17 protein-coding genes and 1 other RNA gene are annotated in these 16,660 nt (G+C 39.5%); 6 read left to right on the top strand and 12 right to left on the bottom strand.

Features of this window, described 5'->3' with window-relative positions:
* Positions 1 to 160: 160 nt before the first annotated feature.
* Positions 161 to 1,690, top strand: a complete 1,530-nt coding sequence (locus IQ215_RS04765; protein ID WP_193800167.1) for a YifB family Mg chelatase-like AAA ATPase — start codon at positions 161 to 163, stop codon at positions 1,688 to 1,690.
* 276 nt (positions 1,691 to 1,966) lie between these two features.
* Here the strand turns inward: IQ215_RS04765 and IQ215_RS04760 are convergent, their stop codons facing one another.
* Positions 1,967 to 2,737: a TIGR01548 family HAD-type hydrolase gene (locus tag IQ215_RS04760; RefSeq protein ID WP_193800166.1), complete on the bottom strand. Its 771-nt coding sequence runs from the start codon at positions 2,735 to 2,737 to the stop codon at positions 1,967 to 1,969.
* A gap of 107 nt (positions 2,738 to 2,844) precedes the next feature.
* On the opposite strand from IQ215_RS04760, the gene IQ215_RS04755 reads away from it, so the two are divergent.
* Together IQ215_RS04755 and IQ215_RS04750 are read left to right on the top strand one after the other, a co-directional pair.
* On the top strand, positions 2,845 to 3,180 hold the full coding sequence (locus IQ215_RS04755) for a 30S ribosomal protein PSRP-3 (protein WP_193800165.1): 336 nt from the start codon (positions 2,845 to 2,847) through the stop codon (positions 3,178 to 3,180).
* A gap of 62 nt (positions 3,181 to 3,242) precedes the next feature.
* Complete coding sequence (locus tag IQ215_RS04750; RefSeq protein ID WP_193800164.1) at positions 3,243 to 3,806, top strand: deoxycytidylate deaminase; 564 nt, start codon at positions 3,243 to 3,245, stop codon at positions 3,804 to 3,806.
* On the opposite strand, the gene IQ215_RS04745 is transcribed toward IQ215_RS04750, so the two are convergent.
* From IQ215_RS04745 to IQ215_RS04720, 6 genes are all read right to left on the bottom strand, one after another.
* Positions 3,775 to 4,788, bottom strand: a complete 1,014-nt coding sequence (locus IQ215_RS04745; protein ID WP_193800163.1) for a thiamine phosphate synthase — start codon at positions 4,786 to 4,788, stop codon at positions 3,775 to 3,777. The genes IQ215_RS04750 and IQ215_RS04745 overlap by 32 nt on opposite strands.
* 53 nt (positions 4,789 to 4,841) lie before the next feature.
* Positions 4,842 to 6,275 (bottom strand): D-alanyl-D-alanine carboxypeptidase/D-alanyl-D-alanine endopeptidase, encoded by a 1,434-nt coding sequence (dacB, locus tag IQ215_RS04740; RefSeq protein WP_193800162.1) that lies wholly within the window; start codon positions 6,273 to 6,275, stop codon positions 4,842 to 4,844.
* A 36-nt stretch (positions 6,276 to 6,311) separates the two neighbouring features.
* Complete coding sequence (locus IQ215_RS04735) at positions 6,312 to 7,049, bottom strand: HAD family hydrolase (protein WP_193800161.1); 738 nt, start codon at positions 7,047 to 7,049, stop codon at positions 6,312 to 6,314.
* Between the two features lie 14 nt (positions 7,050 to 7,063).
* A complete protein-coding gene (locus IQ215_RS04730) occupies positions 7,064 to 7,633 on the bottom strand; it encodes a pentapeptide repeat-containing protein (protein ID WP_193800160.1) in 570 nt (189 codons plus the stop codon).
* Positions 7,634 to 7,733: 100 nt separating this feature from the next.
* Entirely contained in the window at positions 7,734 to 8,372 is a 639-nt protein-coding gene (locus tag IQ215_RS04725; protein WP_193800159.1) for a hypothetical protein, read from the bottom strand.
* A gap of 92 nt (positions 8,373 to 8,464) precedes the next feature.
* Positions 8,465 to 8,815 (bottom strand): YkgJ family cysteine cluster protein, encoded by a 351-nt coding sequence (locus IQ215_RS04720; protein ID WP_193800224.1) that lies wholly within the window; start codon positions 8,813 to 8,815, stop codon positions 8,465 to 8,467.
* A 245-nt stretch (positions 8,816 to 9,060) separates the two neighbouring features.
* Between IQ215_RS04720 and psb30 the strand changes: the two genes are divergently transcribed.
* Positions 9,061 to 9,192, top strand: coding sequence for a photosystem II reaction center protein Ycf12/Psb30 (psb30, locus tag IQ215_RS04715; RefSeq protein ID WP_193800158.1), 132 nt, complete (start codon positions 9,061 to 9,063; stop codon positions 9,190 to 9,192).
* A 97-nt stretch (positions 9,193 to 9,289) separates the two neighbouring features.
* Positions 9,290 to 10,813, top strand: a complete 1,524-nt coding sequence (gene malQ / locus IQ215_RS04710) for a 4-alpha-glucanotransferase (protein WP_193800157.1) — start codon at positions 9,290 to 9,292, stop codon at positions 10,811 to 10,813.
* Here malQ and IQ215_RS04705 read toward each other — a convergent pair.
* Complete coding sequence (locus IQ215_RS04705) at positions 10,803 to 11,771, bottom strand: glutathione S-transferase family protein (protein WP_193800156.1); 969 nt, start codon at positions 11,769 to 11,771, stop codon at positions 10,803 to 10,805. The two genes, malQ and IQ215_RS04705, sit on opposite strands and share 11 nt — an antisense overlap.
* 132 nt (positions 11,772 to 11,903) lie before the next feature.
* Positions 11,904 to 12,890, bottom strand: a complete 987-nt coding sequence (locus IQ215_RS04700; protein ID WP_193800155.1) for an RNA polymerase sigma factor, RpoD/SigA family — start codon at positions 12,888 to 12,890, stop codon at positions 11,904 to 11,906.
* Between the two features lie 500 nt (positions 12,891 to 13,390).
* On the opposite strand from IQ215_RS04700, the gene rnpB reads away from it, so the two are divergent.
* Positions 13,391 to 13,767: RNase P RNA component class A (gene rnpB / locus IQ215_RS04695), an RNA gene on the top strand.
* A gap of 5 nt (positions 13,768 to 13,772) precedes the next feature.
* Here the strand turns inward: rnpB and IQ215_RS04690 are convergent.
* From IQ215_RS04690 to lnt, 3 genes are all read right to left on the bottom strand, one after another.
* Entirely contained in the window at positions 13,773 to 14,390 is a 618-nt protein-coding gene (locus IQ215_RS04690; RefSeq protein ID WP_193800154.1) for an FHA domain-containing protein, read from the bottom strand.
* Positions 14,391 to 14,512: 122 nt separating this feature from the next.
* Positions 14,513 to 14,920 (bottom strand): ArsR/SmtB family transcription factor, encoded by a 408-nt coding sequence (locus tag IQ215_RS04685; protein ID WP_193800153.1) that lies wholly within the window; start codon positions 14,918 to 14,920, stop codon positions 14,513 to 14,515.
* A gap of 104 nt (positions 14,921 to 15,024) precedes the next feature.
* Positions 15,025 to 16,545 (bottom strand): apolipoprotein N-acyltransferase, encoded by a 1,521-nt coding sequence (gene lnt, locus IQ215_RS04680; protein ID WP_193800223.1) that lies wholly within the window; start codon positions 16,543 to 16,545, stop codon positions 15,025 to 15,027.
* Positions 16,546 to 16,660 lie beyond the last annotated feature (115 nt).

Raw genomic sequence — 16,660 nt, 5'->3', positions numbered from 1 at the left:
AAAGATCAATTATCCGTAACTTTTACATACCATTAGAAAAGATCTTAACACAACAAAATCTTAAGCATTACTTTTTTAAACTTTTATAAATAAAATCTTTATTTTTGAGAACAAAATTAATTAAAATATGAACAAATAAAATAAAAGGAATAAAATTGATATGTTGGCGAGGGTATGGAGTGCCACGGTGGTAGGCGTTGATGCCATCAAAGTCGGAGTCGAAGTAGATGTTTCAGGGGGATTACCAAAAACCACCATAGTGGGCTTACCTGATATGGCGGTACAAGAATCGAGAGAAAGAGTCAAAGCCGCCATCAAAAACTCAGGATTTGCCTTTCCCATGCGTAAAGTAACCATCAACCTCACCCCTGCCGACTTAAGAAAAGAAGGGCCTAGCTTTGATTTACCCATTAGTATTGGTATTTTAGCTGCTTCCGAACAAATTGATCCTCTCCTATTAGGAGATTACCTTTTTTTGGGGGAAATGTCCTTAGATGGCAGTTTACGACCCATTGCGGGGGTTTTACCCATGACCGCCGTCGCCCTTAAGTTGGGCTTTAAAGGAATTGTTTTACCCAAGGAAAATGCCCAAGAAGCCTCGGTGGTGAAAGGTTTGGATGTCTATGGTTTACGAAACTTGAATGAAGTGGCTAAATTTTTACAAGAGCCTGAAAAATTTAATCCGACAAAAGTAGATATAGGGGAAAATTTTGAACCTCTTTTTGCCTTGATGGATAATTTAAAAGATGTAAAAGGGCAAAATCACGCCCGTAGAGCTTTGGAAATTGCCGCAGCGGGGGGACATAATTTAATTTTTGTGGGGCCTCCTGGCTCGGGAAAAACCATGTTGGCAAGGCGCTTACCGAGCATTTTACCTCCCCTTAGCTTCGGGGAAGCGTTGGAAGTTTCACAGGTGTATTCCGTGGCAGGATTATTAAAAAATAGTGGTTCTTTGGTGCGATCGCGCCCTTTCCGTAGTCCTCACCATTCCGCCAGTGGAGCATCATTGGTGGGGGGTGGTAGCTATCCTAAACCGGGAGAAATTTCTTTATCCCATCATGGGGTATTATTTCTCGATGAGTTGACGGAGTTTAAAAGGAGTGTATTGGAATTTTTACGACAACCCCTAGAAGATGGTTTTGTAACCATTTCCCGCGCCCGTCAGTCGGTGGAATTTCCTGCCCAGTTTACCCTTGTTGCTAGTACCAATCCTTGTCCCTGCGGTTATTATGGAGATTCGATTCAACCCTGTAGTTGTTCCCCCCGTCAAAGGGAGCAATATTGGGCGAAGTTGTCTGGCCCTTTGCTTGATAGAATTGATTTACAGGTGGTGGTTAGTCGTCTTAAGCCTGAAGAAATGACGAGTCAGCCCCAAGGGGAAAATTCTGAATCCGTGAGGGAGAGGGTAAAAAAAGCCCGTGCGATCGCCCAGGAGCGCTTCCAGAATGACCCCAAAATTAGCAGTAATGCTCAAATGCAGTCAAAACATCTACGGGAATATTGTGCATTGGATGAAACCTGCCGTACTCTTTTAGAAAATGCCATCCGTAAACTAGGGCTGTCGGCACGGGCAATGGATCGTATTTTAAAGGTATCACGCACCATCGCCGACTTAGCAGGAGATAGCCATTTACAAAGTTATCACCTTGCCGAAGCCATTCAATATCGCACCATCGACAGGATGCAATAATATCAAATCCCCTTGATTACTTACAAATTAGAGTGAGGTTTTAGGTGACAGGTGATGGGGAGTATGGGAGATAGGGAGTATGGGAGATGGGGAGTATGGGAGATGGGGGATATTAGATCATTTACTATCAATTGTTAATTATTTGCATCTTTACAAGACTATAAATTGTATCCCCAATTCAGATTATCATAAGTCAATTTGTTGAACGATAAACTGTTAGTCTTGTAATTCATTGCAAGGCGAGTGATGATATATTTTCTGGCTTTATATAAAAGATTAACAACCCGAAAAATCAATTACCCTCGTTAAAACCTCTTGCGCCCCTGCATCAAGCATTTTTTTACTGTAACCAGCAATTAAACTTTCATGGTGATGAATATGGGGAGGTAAAACGGCGATCGCCCTAAAATCATCATCAGGTTTAACAGACTTAGCCCGAGTAATAGTCATCATATCAGCCACCGTATCACCCAAATAAAGCACAGGTAACGACTCCCGAATATTATTTCTCTGTTTAATAGATTCTACCGCCATAAACAACCCCGTAGGATCAGGCTTTCCAGGAGCATCCTCCATGGCTACCAACACAGGGTTTTTTAATCCTAAACGACGAGTTAGAATATATTCCGCCGAACCCCTGGTTGCCCCACTAAAAAAACCCCAAAAATAACCATTATCCGTTAAACCTTGAAAAAAATCTCCGTCCACCAACAAAGGCTCTTGAGTAATATAACCATCCCAAGTATCAGCATTTTGAGGATCTCTACCACGGTAACGACATTGGAAAAAATGAACAATTTCCCCATAAGAATAATTTACCTGTGAACGAGGCGTACCCACCCCCTCATAATAGCGATAAATTAACTCCTGAGAACCTTCCCAATCATTATTCCATACTCCTTCTCCCTTAAGGTTATCAATCTCCTCCATATTAGGGCGATGATTTCCCCCCGTAAAATGTTCCACCGTATCAGCTAACGCCCGACGATAGGAATTAGTAACATCACGAATTACCCCATCAATATCAAAAACTACAATCGCGCTCATAGAAAATAATTACCTAAAAACTTAAGTGAGTCAGTATCTAATTTAGGTTATAATATACTATTGTCCAAAATTGTTACTATATATAAAATTATTATTTGGAGGTTTAATTGGAAGCTACAGTAGAAACCTTAGAAACAAACATTGACGGTCGCTTTGTATTAAAAGTCGTTTGGTTAGACAAGGATGTTGCCTTAGCGGTAGATTATGTGATCAGTAAAGGTACAAGCCCCCTAACTCCCTATTACTTCTGGCCTCGTAGCGATGCTTGGCAAGACTTGAAAGACGAGTTAGACAAGAAAAATTGGATCACTGATACCGAAAAAATTGAGTTATTAAACCAAGCTACCGAAATTATTAATTTCTGGCAAGAAAAAGGTAGAGTTACCTCTATGGCACAGGCTCAAGAAAAGTTTCCAGGGGTCGTTTTTTCTGGCACAAACTAATTTTTTATGAGAGGGGGTAAAATTTACATAATTATCCCTTCAAAAAGTTTTATTTTTTATAAATGATTGATAGAGAAGCAAATCGTCCCTCATGGGATGAATATTTTATGTTGATGGCTAAATTAGCCGCCACTCGTTCCACTTGTTTAGCCTTTCCTGTGGGGGCAGTAATTGTCAAAAACCGTCAGGTATTAGCCACGGGTTATAATGGTTCTCCCTCTGGTTCGGTACATTGTACCGCCCAAGGCTTTTGTTATGAAGGTTTAAGTAGTTGTGATGCTAGTAAAGATTTACCTTCTCGAGCAGTTCATGCAGAAGCAAATGCTATCGCCCTTGCCGCCCGTCATGGTATCTCCACCGAAGGTGCAACCATTTATGTTACTCTCGAACCCTGTATTTCTTGTCTAAAATTAATTATTTCCGCAGGTATTAAGGAAGTTTTTTACGAAACCGATTTTAATAAGGGCGATCGCCTCACCGTTAGAGATTATTATGTACAAGATGGTTTAGTAAAACTCCATAAAATGGTTATTCGGGATGGTGTGGCCATCAAAAGCGGAGAATTTTTAACCAATCCCGTTTCTAGGCCTCAAACTACAACTGAGATAACAAATTCTGAGTCATAGAAGTAGGGTTATCTCCCTGCATAATAGCCCGAACCACAGCCACACGACTAGCCCCCGCCTTTACCACATCCCCCACATTGGTTTCATCAATGCCCCCAATGGCAAACCAAGGTACAGTGGCATTAGCCTGAGCATAACGGACATATTCCAATCCCGCCGCCTTCTTTCCAGCCTTAGTAGGGGTTTCATAAACAGGACCTACCCCAATATAATCAACCCCTTCTGCCAAGGCCTTAGCCATTTCTTGGGGATTTGTGGTGGACTTACCGATAATTTTATTACTCCCTAACATTTGCCTAGCCAAACCAACAGGCATATCCGTTTGTCCTAAATGTACCCCATCCGCATTCACCGCAAGGGCGATGTCAGGGCGATCGTTAACAATAAACAAAGCCCCATATTGATGACATAACTGCCTTAACTTATAAGCCTCCTTCAGCTTTACCAAATCATCCTGATTTTTATGACGATATTGAACTATTTTTAAACCCCCCTTCAAAGCCAACTCAATCACCCCAAAAAAATTATCCACAGGCATCGTCACCAAATACAAACTCACCCTATTCAATAACTCCTGCCAAGACTTACCAATTAACTTACTCTCCAAACCATAAACTTGATAACGTAATTGTTTCATCCCTGTGGCAAACTCGCCATTATATAGCTTTCCATACTCCTCCAATACCCTCAAAGCCTCCTGCACACGACAAAAATTCGCCTGTAACAAAGCCTCCAAACTCTCCCTCTCCTCCTCTTGAGGATGGGTTAATTGAGTACCAGGATCATTAGGAGTATCCCTAGAAGTACGTAAATCATCACTGTGCCAACCCCCTAACTCCTGACGCATATCCTTACACACAGAAGCACTCTCACCATCATTTAAACCAAAGCGACACCATTCCTCAACAATTCTCAACCCCTCCCTTGCCCTATCTAAATTAGCATCCAAAATGCGATATATAGCAGTTTTTTGATTAATCATAATAATAATTTTTAAAAAGACAAATATATAGTTACTTAACTGAGCATAGGAAGTCAATCACATACCATTACTCTAGCCACCGTATTAACAATATTATCTGTCGTTTCCCTCAAAATAACAGCCCCCTCAGAAGATTGATTCACCATTACACTAACAATCAAATCAGGATAACTTTCCATTTCCAGATAACCAGAAAGAGCCGTAACCCCCGTTAGAGTACCTGTTTTTGCCAAAAAACGTTCCCCCCCTAAACTATCCTGAAAACGGTTTCTAAGAGTACCATCTACCCCCGCCATAGGTAAAGATTGGCGAAAAAAACTCTGATATGGACTATTTATCATTCCTTCTAAGGTAGCAACCATCGCCGAAGGAGTTACCAAATTTTGTCGAGAAAGCCCAGAACCATCCCGAAGATTATAGGTTTCCCCATTCACATTGATAGTGGTCAAAATTTCCCGTTGAACATCAAACTCACTTTTATTCTCCTCTCTTAATTGTCTTAATAATATTTCAGCAAATAAATTATTACTATCCTTATTCGTCGTGTTGATTATATCTGATAAATAATGGGATTTAATTTCTATCAATGGTTGAGCTAAATTCACATTATCATCACTAACCACTTGAGTGCGAGAAACTAAAATATCTTCATTTTGTAAAACCCGTTGGAAACTATCCAAAAAATATTGATGGGGATTCGGTATAGATAACCACCACTGACGAGATTCTTGATTTAACCCTAATTCCCCTGTAACTTCTATGGTTGATTCACGCCAATTAGGAACTAACCTAACATTGTTATCCTCAGGATTATTAGTAGTAAGAACATTATTAATAACCCTCCACTGTTTTCCTGCTACATGATCCGACCATTCAATTATCGCAGGTTGATTAATATCTTCCCCTCGCAGACTAACAGTAACAGTATTTTCATTAAGAATAATATCACTTACAGGGGGAGCATAATAGTAAGGTAAATCTGAGTTTTCCCATGTACCATTAATCATCTCACTAAAAGAGGCATCATCTTTAACAATCAACTGATTAATACTATCAATTCCCCTTTCCTTTAGGTGTTCCGCAACTTCTTCTAACTTAGTAGTGGTCATGGTAGGATCTCCACTACCAACTATGATTAAACTATCTATACGAGGCATTTCCCCCGTGTAATAAACAGGGGTAGAAATTTGATAATTCGTACCTAATTTCAGCAAAGCCGCAGCGGTGGTTAACACCTTGGTATTAGATGCAGGGATAAAATATTTTTCACTATTTAACTCATAAAGAATATTTTCCGAGTTAGGTTCTTTAACCAAAATACCCCAAGTAGCTCTTTTCTGGAGCGGATTTTCTAAAATAGTGTCGATATGTTGCCCTAAATCTTGCTCACATATTTTGTTGTTATTTTGTGCTTGTGCAGGGTATTCGGCAAGGGGGTTAAGAATAAAAAAAAGGGAAAAAACAACTTTTAAACTGATTTTTAACATGATTTTGTTCTCAGATTAATCAAATCAATATAATACTTAAATAACGGAGACCATTGCTAAATCAGAAATTACCACATCAGCACTTTTTAGGTGATGGGCTTGGGGATTATTCCAACAAATGCCTATTACTCCCGCCGCTCCTGCGTTTTTTGCCATGGCAATATCTCCTTGAGAATCTCCTATCATTAGGGTATTTTCTGGACGAACATTCATTTTTTCACAGGCTTGAAGGAATAGACGGGGATCTGGTTTTGATAACCCGCTATCGACCCCCATGATAAGATCGATATAAGAACTTAGTTGATGGTTGTTAACAAATTCAGCAACTCCTTGGGTGCTATCGGCGGAGAGAATACCAAGGGGTAATCCAGCTTCCGATAGGGTTTCTAAAACTTCGAGACTTCCTGCAAATAAAGGAGATGTATTTCCTCGATTCGGTAGGGCTTTATCGGCTTCATCAAAACTATGTCGGGCAATGGTTAAGGATTCAAACCAACTTCTACCAGTTTCAGCGATATATCCTGCGGAGACAATCAGGTTTTCATGATGACTACCTACCGCCATTAATCCTGTGGGGTTGAGGTAGTCTCTTTCGACACCATAGGCCATGAGTAAAGGTTCTGCGGTGCCTGGTATTTGAGCATCAATTATTCTGGCACGTTTGAAGGCTAATTCCCTAAGAAAACTTTCAGAATCGGCCAAAGTACCATCTTTATCAAAGATTATGGCTTCTATGTTGGTAAATTGTTTGCCTTGACAGATAATTGTTCTCATTTTGCTTGAAAATACTATGGTTGTAAGGATTCAGGGTTGATGGTTTTGGATAGATTCACATGGGATAAATTAGCCCATCGCAAATCGGTTTGATGGAGTGTGGCATAATCCAAGTTAGCACAGACTAAATAAGCCTTACTAAGATGGGTGTTGACTAATTGGGCGTGGCTAAGGTTAGTTTTGTAGAGATATGCTCCGATAAGCTCGGTTTCATAGAGATTGGCATGGCTCAAATCTGATTCGTTAAGGGTACAGCAAATCATATTTGCTTCGCTCAGGTTGGCTCTATTTAATTTTGCTTGAATGATGTAGGATTCTCTTAGGTTAGCTAGTCTTAGGTTAACTCCAATGAGGTTACATTGGCTTAGATTTGCTCCTCTTAGGTCTGCAAATCGAAGGTTACTACCGATTAGGTTAGCGTTGGTTAGGTTACAGTTGCTCAGGTTAGCTTTTTCAAGATTAATGTTACTTAAGTTGATGCCTGAAAGGTCGATTTGCTCGTTTTTTTGGGGGTCAAATTTTCTTAGTTGATTCCATTTATCTATGTCTCTTGTTAAGAGTTTCCAACTGATTTCTTTACTCATGATCAAAGATGTCGATAAATAATAGGGTTTTGTTATATGTATGGATTATAGTTTGATTTTTTTTGATGGTAATGGTGTTATTTTTGTGATGATTTATTAATTATTCTTGAATGTTTTTCAAACTTCCTCTCCCACCGATAGACTCAATGGCGGTAAGGGCGGCGGCGGCTCCTGCTTTTATATCTCTTTCAGCGCCCCCTAGATATAGTCTGCCAAAACTACCGACGGCTTGAACGGTAAGAATATTAATCAGGGCCGCTTTTTCGGCTTCATTGGCGGCAAGGGCGGCATAGGCGGCGGGTTGTACTTCGAGGACGTAGAGGGTTTCCCCTGCTAGAAGCATTTGTCCTCTACGATTACGATTAATGATTTGAGCTTGATAGGGGTCAATGTTACGAATAATTTGGCTCGAGACGACTTTTGGTTTGATAGAATCTTCTTTATTTACTCCTAAAGCATCTAGGATTGCTCTCCCGGCGGCTTTGGTTTCTCCTTGGTTGGTGGAGTGAATTTCTAATAAACCATATAATCTTTCTACGAATTGAACCCCCGGGCGCACCACTGCAGATTTAAGGGCTACATCGGTAATGCGATTTATTTCTATGCCGGGGGATATTTCTATCCATAGGGAAGCGTCTCCGGGGAGGGGCAAGAATCCGAGGGCGACAGTGCCAATATACGCAGCGTGTTGAGGTTGTAAACGATCTAAATATACATAACTACGTAATTCGACACCCATTTTTTCCTTCTACTGTTGTGCTAGTAAGTCAACACTGACCAATTATACAGGACTTTGAGACTCTGTGAGCAAGTAATGGGGATTGGGCATTGCTAACTTTGTGTTTGGCTGAGATAGCGATCTAATTCTTCACTGGGATTACCGTGGATTGCTTCAATTTGTTGGATACAACAATCCATGGCAAATTCGTTAAATTCTTCTGGTTCGATGGCAAACATTTTTGTAAAGGTTGCTGGGGTGACTCGACAAAAACTGGGTCTATCTTCATAAATGTTACATTTTCTGGTGTCATGGTTATAGTTGATACACCAACCATTTTCCCCTACCATGCTCAGGTATAGTTGCAGATTTTCGGGGGTTAAATAGGATTCTAAATCGGGGCGATCGCCCGGCTCTAAGTTACAACAAGCACCACAACCTTCTATACAACGCCATGTACCCATAAAAATACCTCTTAACAAAACTTAATAGATTTTCCTCAATTTAGCATTATCGAGGGCAACCTTTCCTAGTATGATATATTTTGTCAGTATAAAAAATAAAAACTGCTAATCAAGCCATCAAAAAAGTATTAAGACCTCACAGAGTAAGAGATCCCATCACATTTATCATAGTGAGGGATTATGGTTTAATACCAAAAAGGCGAAATCAGCGTCATAAATAATAATTTAACTATTTAGGAGCAAATATGGACTTTATCACAAACTTTTTTAGTAATGTAAACTTTGAAGTAATTTTACAGTTAACCTCCGTTAGTTTAATCCTCATCGCAGGACCTGTAATTGTTTTTATTCTCTATGCCCTAAGAGGAGACCTATAAAAGCCCCATCATTCAGCTTTCAGTCATCCCACTGATGGCTGAATAAAAATATCGTCTTTGCTAAGATAAAACCGTACAAAACAATTAACTACAACTCATGTTTGATCGTCGCTCTAGTGGAATATTACTCCATCCCACATCCTTACCTAGTGCTTACGGTATAGGAGACTTAGGAGGAGGAGCTTATGGATTTGTCGATTTCCTTCATAGCAGTGATCAACAAGTATGGCAGATTTTACCCCTAGGGCCAACGGGAAGCGGTAACTCCCCCTACTTATCCTATTCAGCCTTAGCAGGTAACCCCCTCCTAATCAGTCTTGATATTCTATTCGGGGACGGTTTATTAACAGAGGAAGACATCAACCAAGCTAAGGAAAAATTTGAGAAAGTTGACCCCTCAAGAATCAATTTTCAGTTAGTGATTGAAACTAAATTCCCCTTGCTCAGAAAAGCCTTTGATACTTTTCAGGAAACACCAGAGGACGAATATAAGCAAGAATTTGATCAATTTTGCCATGACTATAGTTATTGGTTAGAAAACTACTCCCTTTTTATGGCTCTCAAAGAATACCACCATGGTGCAGCGTGGTTTCAGTGGGATCAAGACATTGCCAAAAGAGAACCCGAAGCCATCCATAAATGGCAATTAAAGCTAGGGGATGAAATGTTCTACCACAAGTTTTTGCAGTTTAGCTTTTTCCGCCAATGGTGTAATTTAAAAAACTATGCCAATGAAAGGGGAATCCAGATTTTTGGTGATATTCCCATTTATGTCGCCCATGATAGTGTAGATGTCTGGGCAAATCAAGGCATCTTCCGTCTCGATGAGGAAACGGGGGCAGCTGCATCTATGGCGGGAGTACCGCCCGATTATTTTAGTGAAACTGGTCAATTATGGGGTAATCCTGTTTACGATTGGGAAGCCTTGGAAAAAACTAACTTTGCTTGGTGGGTACAAAGAATTAAGGGGATGTTGCAATATGTGGATATAATGCGCATCGATCATTTTCGGGGTTTTGAGTCTTTTTGGGCTGTGCCTCAGGGGGAAACCACGGCGATGAATGGGGAATGGGTAAAGGCTCTAGGGGATGAATTTTTTACTATTTTGGAAAAAGAGCTGGGTATATTACCCATTGTGGCCGAAGATTTGGGAGTGATTACCCCTGAAGTGGAGGCGTTGCGGGACAAGTTTAGCTTTCCTGGGATGAAGGTACTTCATTTTGCTTTTGATTCCGATCGCGCCAATGGTTTCTTACCGTACAATTATGATAATCGCAATTGTGTGGTTTATACGGGTACTCACGATAATGATACAACGGTGGGTTGGTTTGAAAAGCGTTCTTTTGAGGAGCGTAATCGTGTGGTGGACTATCTTGGTTCAATTTGTAAGGAAGGAATCCATTGGAGTTTGATTCGTTTAGCCCTTGGTTCGGTGGCTAATATGGCGGTTTTTCCTGTGCAGGATTTATTGGGGTTAGGTAGTAATTCTAAGATGAATACCCCTGGTACAGTGCAGGATAATTGGAGTTGGCGTTATCAGGATCATGATTTAACCGAAGATGTGGGGCAACATCTCCAGTATCTAACTTATCTTTATGGACGCCAACCGATTAATGATTAGGGGTTTTTGTGAACTCTAATAATGGTCCTACGGGTACAATACCTGTGGGATTGATGGTGGGGTGACTTTGGTAATAGTGTTTTTTGATATGGTCAAAGTCAACGGTTTCGGCTATGCCTTCGATGGTATAAAGGTTGTTTAAATAGCGGGAAAGATGGGAGTAGTCGGCGATACGCCGTAGATTACATTTAAAATGTCCCACATATACGGCATCGAAACGAATTAGGGTGGTAAATAGTCTCCAGTCTGCTTCGGTGATTTGATTTCCCGTTAGATATGTTTTTTGAGATAGGATCGTTTCTAGCCAATCTAGGGTTTCAAAGAGGGGTGTTAAGGCTTCTTCGTAGGCGGATTGGGTGGTAGCAAAACCACATTTATAAACCCCGTTGTTGATGTTGTGGTAAATGCGATCGTTGAGTTGATCAATTTGGCTTCTTAAATGGGGAGGGTAATAATCCCCTTTTTTTGCACCAATACCGTCAAAGGCATTATTAAAAATGCGAATAATTTCCGATGATTCGTTATTAACAATGGTATTAGTTTTTTTATCCCATAAAATTGGCACAGTGACTCTCCCTGTGTATTGTGCGTCGGCATGGGTATAAATTTGATGGAGATATTGGGCATGAAATATGGGATCAGCAATAACCCCTGGGGCGGGGGCAAATGTCCAGCCTTGTTCGCCCATGTACCAGTTAACGATGGAAATAGGGATAATTTCTTCTAATCCTTTTAGTTTGCGAAAAATAAGGGTACGGTGGGCCCAAGGACAAGCTAAGGATATGTAAAGATGATAACGTCCTAATTCGGGTTTAAATCCTCCTTTTCCTGTGATACCTGGCTCACCATCGGGGGTAATCCAGTTACGAAATGCCGATGCTTGGCGGATAAATTTTCCTTGGTTTTTATCGGTGTCGTACCATTTATTCTGCCAGACACCGTCAATTAATAGTCCCATGGTTAATTATATGATTGGTTTGTATTTCTAGTTTTGTTGTAGCAGTTTTGAGGAAGAAAAAAACCAGATTATGAAATCTTTAAGAAGTCTTAATCTGGCGAATATTTGATGGATATTGATGATGGCTAGTTGTTAGCCTGTGACGATGTATTCTCTGACGCTTCCTCGTTTTTTGCGTAGATGGGCTAGGGCTTGTTGTTCTAGTTGACGAACTCTTTCTCTACTAATACCCATTCTTTGACCAATTTTGGCTAGGGATAATTCTTTACCGTCTTCTAAGCCAAAGCGTAGTCTTACTACTTCTTGTTGTTGGGTGGTTAATTCCCCTAGAAGTTTGTGTAAGTCTTGACGCATGAGTTCTTGGGTTATATATTTGTCGGGGGATAATCCTTCATCTTCTAGGAGTTCGGATAATTCAGTATCTTGGTTATCTCCCACTTTTACATCGAGGGAGATGGGTTGACGGGCGATGCTGAAGTATTCTCTGATTTGGGAAGGTTCTAAGTCTAGGGCGTTAGCTATTTCACTTTGGTTGGGGCTTCTGCCTAGTTTTTGAGATAATTCCCGTTGGGTTTTTTTGATTTTATTTAGTTTTTCTGTGATGTGTATTGGTAAACGGATTGTTCTGGCTTGTTGTGCGATCGCCCTTGTGATAGCCTGACGAATCCACCAGTAAGCATAGGTAGAGAATTTAAAACCTTTGGTGGGGTCAAATTTTTCGACACCCCTTTCTAAACCGAGACTACCTTCTTGAATCAAGTCCAAAAACTCCATGTTTCTTTTTTGGTACTTCTTGGCGATCGCCACTACAAGACGTAAATTCGCCTCAATCATTTTCTGCTTAGCACGTTTACCCTGATGGATAAGTTTCCTTAACTCCGCAGGACTTTTTTCCACAGCCTCTGCCCACTCCTCTAAAGTTGGTTCATGGTCCAATTTTTCGGCTAGTTCTTCTTTCTGGGCATACAAAGACATCATTTCCTGTACTTGCTTCCCAAAAACAATTTCTTGCTCATGACTCAGAAGGGGGACTTTTCCGATTTCTTGTAAATAGGTACGCACCATATCTACAGTATTAACTTTTTTCTTGTCCATTCCGTTTAATTTGGCAGTGGGCATAGGGCTTATCTTCTCCTAACTTCAATCGCAATTTTTTGTGATAGGATTGTTATCATGAAACATATCCTTTTACATTTCTGGAGTTCGTTAATGAATCTCCACAATGTGTCTATTTTTTATAATACTGTTTCTATAGACTCCAATTTGTTAAAAAAAGTTCACTATTGTAAATTTCTTTCTTTAAATTTCCCTAATTAGGCATTGAGGACTAAAAAAGGTTTACAAAAATATAACAATTTGTTAACGACTACTTTATATGATGACTCATTTTGAGTTATTATGAAAGGTTTTTTAATTGAGTAATTACCGAACGTACATTTTCGGTTCTCTTTTCTTCCTCTTTTTATTTTTCCCTTTTTGGAGATAAATCCATCATGGATAAATGTTTGATCTAGGCTGGTTTCTAATCAATCATTGAAAATAGTAAAAGTCCCCATAGATTTGTAGCTCAGAAAATAAATGTCAGTGGGGGTTTGAGAGTGATAGAATAACTATAATAGAGAGTTAGTGAGGTAGTTGCAAGTTAGGGTTTTCCTGTGAACCTAACTTGAGGAAAGTCCGGACTTCCTAAAGATCAGACTTGCTGGGTAACGCCCAGTGCGTGTGAACGTGAGGATAGTGCCACAGAAACATACCGCCTTTTGATTAAGGTAAGGGTGCAAAGGTGCGGTAAGAGCGCACCAGCAGTATCGAGAGGTACTGGCTCGGTAAACCCCGGTTGGAAGCAAGGTCGGAGGAATGAGGGTTGGTCTTTTTCCTATTCCGTTTCTGGTGTACCGCTTGAGGTGTTTGGTAACAAACATCCTAGATAGATAACTACCCTCTATGATAAATAATATTATAGAGAACAGAATCCGGCTTATGTCTAACTCTCTTTTTTTTTTAATTTACTTGAAAAATAAAAGTTACTTTATCTTCTTTACCGAGGGCGATGCGATCGCCATTACTCAAACAATGACGATTACCCCTTGCCAAAGGAACATGATTAACATAAGTACCATTGGCGCTACCAGTATCTTCCAGGAAATAAGAGCCATTTTCCTGACGGATATCGGCATGAATACGGGAAACAATTTGCGAGTTAGGAAAACCCGACACATCAATATCAGGAGGCACAGTTTCATTAGCCTTCCCTAAGTGAATCACAGGTAAATCAGAGGCTAATTCAATGGTAGTATTAGTTTGTACATGGAGCAAACTCGCCGAGGGCATCTGTAAAAAGGTTTCTTGTTTAATGGAAGTTTCAGCCCTAGTGGCGGCCGAAGGAGTTTGATAACTAGCCTCTTCCATATTTATATCATTTATGTTGACATCATCAGTCCCCACCGAGTTTGTCAGACTAAAGCCACACTCCCCACAAAAAGTAGCATTAGGAGGCACATCGGCCTTACAATTCGGGCATTGTGTCGTTACAGCCCCTTCTCCTAGGGGGGTAAAACAAAGTTCGCAAACTGTCGCCCCGTCAGGATTTTCATATTGACAATTAGGACAAGTAATCATTGTTTAAAAAGTAACTAGATTATTATAATTTGATTTTATTTATCCCATTTTACCCTTACTTACCAACCCTAGAAGAAAAGAATCTTTAAGAAAATTTACGAATTAAATAAAGGGAAAATGTATCAATTTTCGATGGTTTGTTGCATTGCCCGTAGGTGTTGTAAATGTTTATTTTGTTGCTCAATTTGGATAGATAAGGAATTACACACCAAATCACACAATTCAAAAACAAAAGCATTGGATATTTTATAGTAAACATTAATACCTTTTTGAGTACGGGTAACCACCCCAGCCCCCGCTAGAATTTTCAGGTGTTTAGATACATTGGCTTGTCCTAATTCTGTAATATCAATGATTTCAGAAACATTTTTTTCGCCACTACGTAAAGCACAGACAATATTTAAACGACTACTTTCGGATAACACTTTGAAAAAGTCAGCCACCAAACCCAATGCAGAAGGAGACATTTTCGCCATTAAACATTCTGAGGCAACAACGGCGGAGGTTTTTTCTTCGGTTAAATTACTCATATTCTTAATTAGATTTAATATATTAATTATTCGCTAAACTCTCATCTTAGGCGCTCAAAAAGATTCTGACCATCAAGTTATGAAAGATATGCATGGTTAGAATACTATATTATTATACAGTAAATTAATAGCCCCGTAAGTATAATTACAAATAAGCCATTTAACCAGTCTCCCCAACGGACATAGGGAGTTTGAGTTTGACGGCGGTATATATCGCCCTTATAAGTTTGATATTGATTAATATCAGAGCGCCAAATGGTGTTACCATGGGGGTCAACAATTCCTGAATATCCTGTGTTGGTAGCCCTTGCCATCCATCGATCATTTTCAATGGCTCTCATTACGTCTTGGGCATGGTGCTGAGAGGGCATAGCTTGGCTGTAATGGGCGTTGTTGGATGATGTAATGATAAATTGCCCTCCTTGGTTGGTTTGCGCTCTGAAATGCTCTCCATAGGCTGATTCGTAACAAATACCCACAATGGCTTTTCCAAAAGGGGTTATGAAGGTTTGATGTTTTTCTCCTGCTATGAGGTGAGCATCAAGGGGGGATAGGCGGTTGATAAACTTACCTAAGATGTTGCCTAGGGGTATATATTCTCCTAGGGGTACGAGTTTAATTTTATCATATTGTTGATTGTTGTTTTGGGGTGGATCAATCAAAAAGAGGCTATTAGTGAAGTTGTTTTCTTTTTTGCCGAATGCTCCTAAAATCAGGGGGGTATTTTGTTTTAAGATGGTCGAATATAGGTTGGTTTTAGTTTTTATATCGTTTAAGTATAGGGGGATGGCTGTTTCGGGGGTGATTATTAAATCTACTCCTTCTTGGCTTAATGTTTCGTAGCTTTTTGTGTAACGGGCGATCGCCCTTGCTACCCCAGATTCATATAATTTGATAGTATTAGGTATATTGCCTTGAATTATGCCAACTTTAACAATTTCATTAGGATTATTAAAGATAGGTTGAACATACCAAAAATAACCTATACCATGAAATAATATTAATAAAAAAAATCCTAAAGGTATAGATAAATATTTTTTTTTGTCATCCTTGAAAAAAGAAATATACCTATATTTACTTCCTTTAAAAGCTATACATCCTTCAGCTAATAAACTATTAACCAATATTAACAACGAAGTTACTATAGTGATTCCCGATAGCTTTAAAAACTGTAAAATAGATAAATTATAAGGACTTTGACTATAAGAAATTGATGACCACCATAAGGGCGAAAAACTCCAAACTTTTTCCAATAAACACCATATCATTATCCCTAGAAGTATTTTCCAAAATAGATAAATAGAAGATTTTTTTACGCTACTTAAATAAACAATAAATCCATAAAATATAGCTCCCCAACTAACAACTAATCCAGCACCCCAAAAAGTAATAAAAATCCAAGCAAATAAAGCAATTAAAATACTATTAAACCAACTCACCCCCATCCAAGTCATGGGATGAATTCCCGTAATCCAAAATAAAGCTAAACCATGATAACCACAACCCCAAGCAAAACAAGAAAGCAAGGTTTCCGACAACGACTCTTTTTTTATCCCCATCCAGAGGGGTATCATTGCTACCCAACCTAAAAACCAAAAATTTGTTGGGGCAACAGTTAAACCCATTAAAATACCACCGAAAAAAGAAAATAAAATACTCACAGTTGATGGGTGACTAAGTTACATTAATTAATTTTTATTTCTGACAAAAGTATCATTATCCCTAATGTTGATGATAGAC

Source organism: Cyanobacterium stanieri LEGE 03274 (assembly GCF_015207825.1).
Lineage (GTDB): Bacteria > Cyanobacteriota > Cyanobacteriia > Cyanobacteriales > Cyanobacteriaceae > Cyanobacterium > Cyanobacterium stanieri_B.
The sequence above is the reverse complement of the archived record's forward strand: the minus strand, read 5'-3'. Positions and strand labels throughout refer to the sequence as shown.

Excerpts from the sequence above, each read along its gene's own strand:
- IQ215_RS04765 (WP_193800167.1), top strand. The coding sequence starts at position 161 with ATGTTGGCGAGGGTATGGAGTGCCACGGTGGTAGGCGTTGATGCCATC.
- IQ215_RS04760 (WP_193800166.1), bottom strand. The coding sequence starts at position 2,737 with ATGAGCGCGATTGTAGTTTTTGATATTGATGGGGTAATTCGTGATGTT.
- IQ215_RS04750 (WP_193800164.1), top strand. The coding sequence starts at position 3,243 with ATGATTGATAGAGAAGCAAATCGTCCCTCATGGGATGAATATTTTATG.
- IQ215_RS04745 (WP_193800163.1), bottom strand. The coding sequence starts at position 4,788 with ATGATTAATCAAAAAACTGCTATATATCGCATTTTGGATGCTAATTTA.
- dacB (WP_193800162.1), bottom strand. The coding sequence starts at position 6,275 with ATGTTAAAAATCAGTTTAAAAGTTGTTTTTTCCCTTTTTTTTATTCTT.
- IQ215_RS04735 (WP_193800161.1), bottom strand. The coding sequence starts at position 7,049 with ATGAGAACAATTATCTGTCAAGGCAAACAATTTACCAACATAGAAGCC.
- IQ215_RS04730 (WP_193800160.1), bottom strand. The coding sequence starts at position 7,633 with ATGAGTAAAGAAATCAGTTGGAAACTCTTAACAAGAGACATAGATAAA.
- IQ215_RS04725 (WP_193800159.1), bottom strand. The coding sequence starts at position 8,372 with ATGGGTGTCGAATTACGTAGTTATGTATATTTAGATCGTTTACAACCT.
- IQ215_RS04720 (WP_193800224.1), bottom strand. The coding sequence starts at position 8,815 with ATGGGTACATGGCGTTGTATAGAAGGTTGTGGTGCTTGTTGTAACTTA.
- psb30 (WP_193800158.1), top strand. The coding sequence starts at position 9,061 with ATGGACTTTATCACAAACTTTTTTAGTAATGTAAACTTTGAAGTAATT.
- malQ (WP_193800157.1), top strand. The coding sequence starts at position 9,290 with ATGTTTGATCGTCGCTCTAGTGGAATATTACTCCATCCCACATCCTTA.
- IQ215_RS04705 (WP_193800156.1), bottom strand. The coding sequence starts at position 11,771 with ATGGGACTATTAATTGACGGTGTCTGGCAGAATAAATGGTACGACACC.
- IQ215_RS04700 (WP_193800155.1), bottom strand. The coding sequence starts at position 12,890 with ATGCCCACTGCCAAATTAAACGGAATGGACAAGAAAAAAGTTAATACT.
- IQ215_RS04690 (WP_193800154.1), bottom strand. The coding sequence starts at position 14,390 with ATGATTACTTGTCCTAATTGTCAATATGAAAATCCTGACGGGGCGACA.
- IQ215_RS04685 (WP_193800153.1), bottom strand. The coding sequence starts at position 14,920 with ATGAGTAATTTAACCGAAGAAAAAACCTCCGCCGTTGTTGCCTCAGAA.
- lnt (WP_193800223.1), bottom strand. The coding sequence starts at position 16,545 with ATGGGTTTAACTGTTGCCCCAACAAATTTTTGGTTTTTAGGTTGGGTA.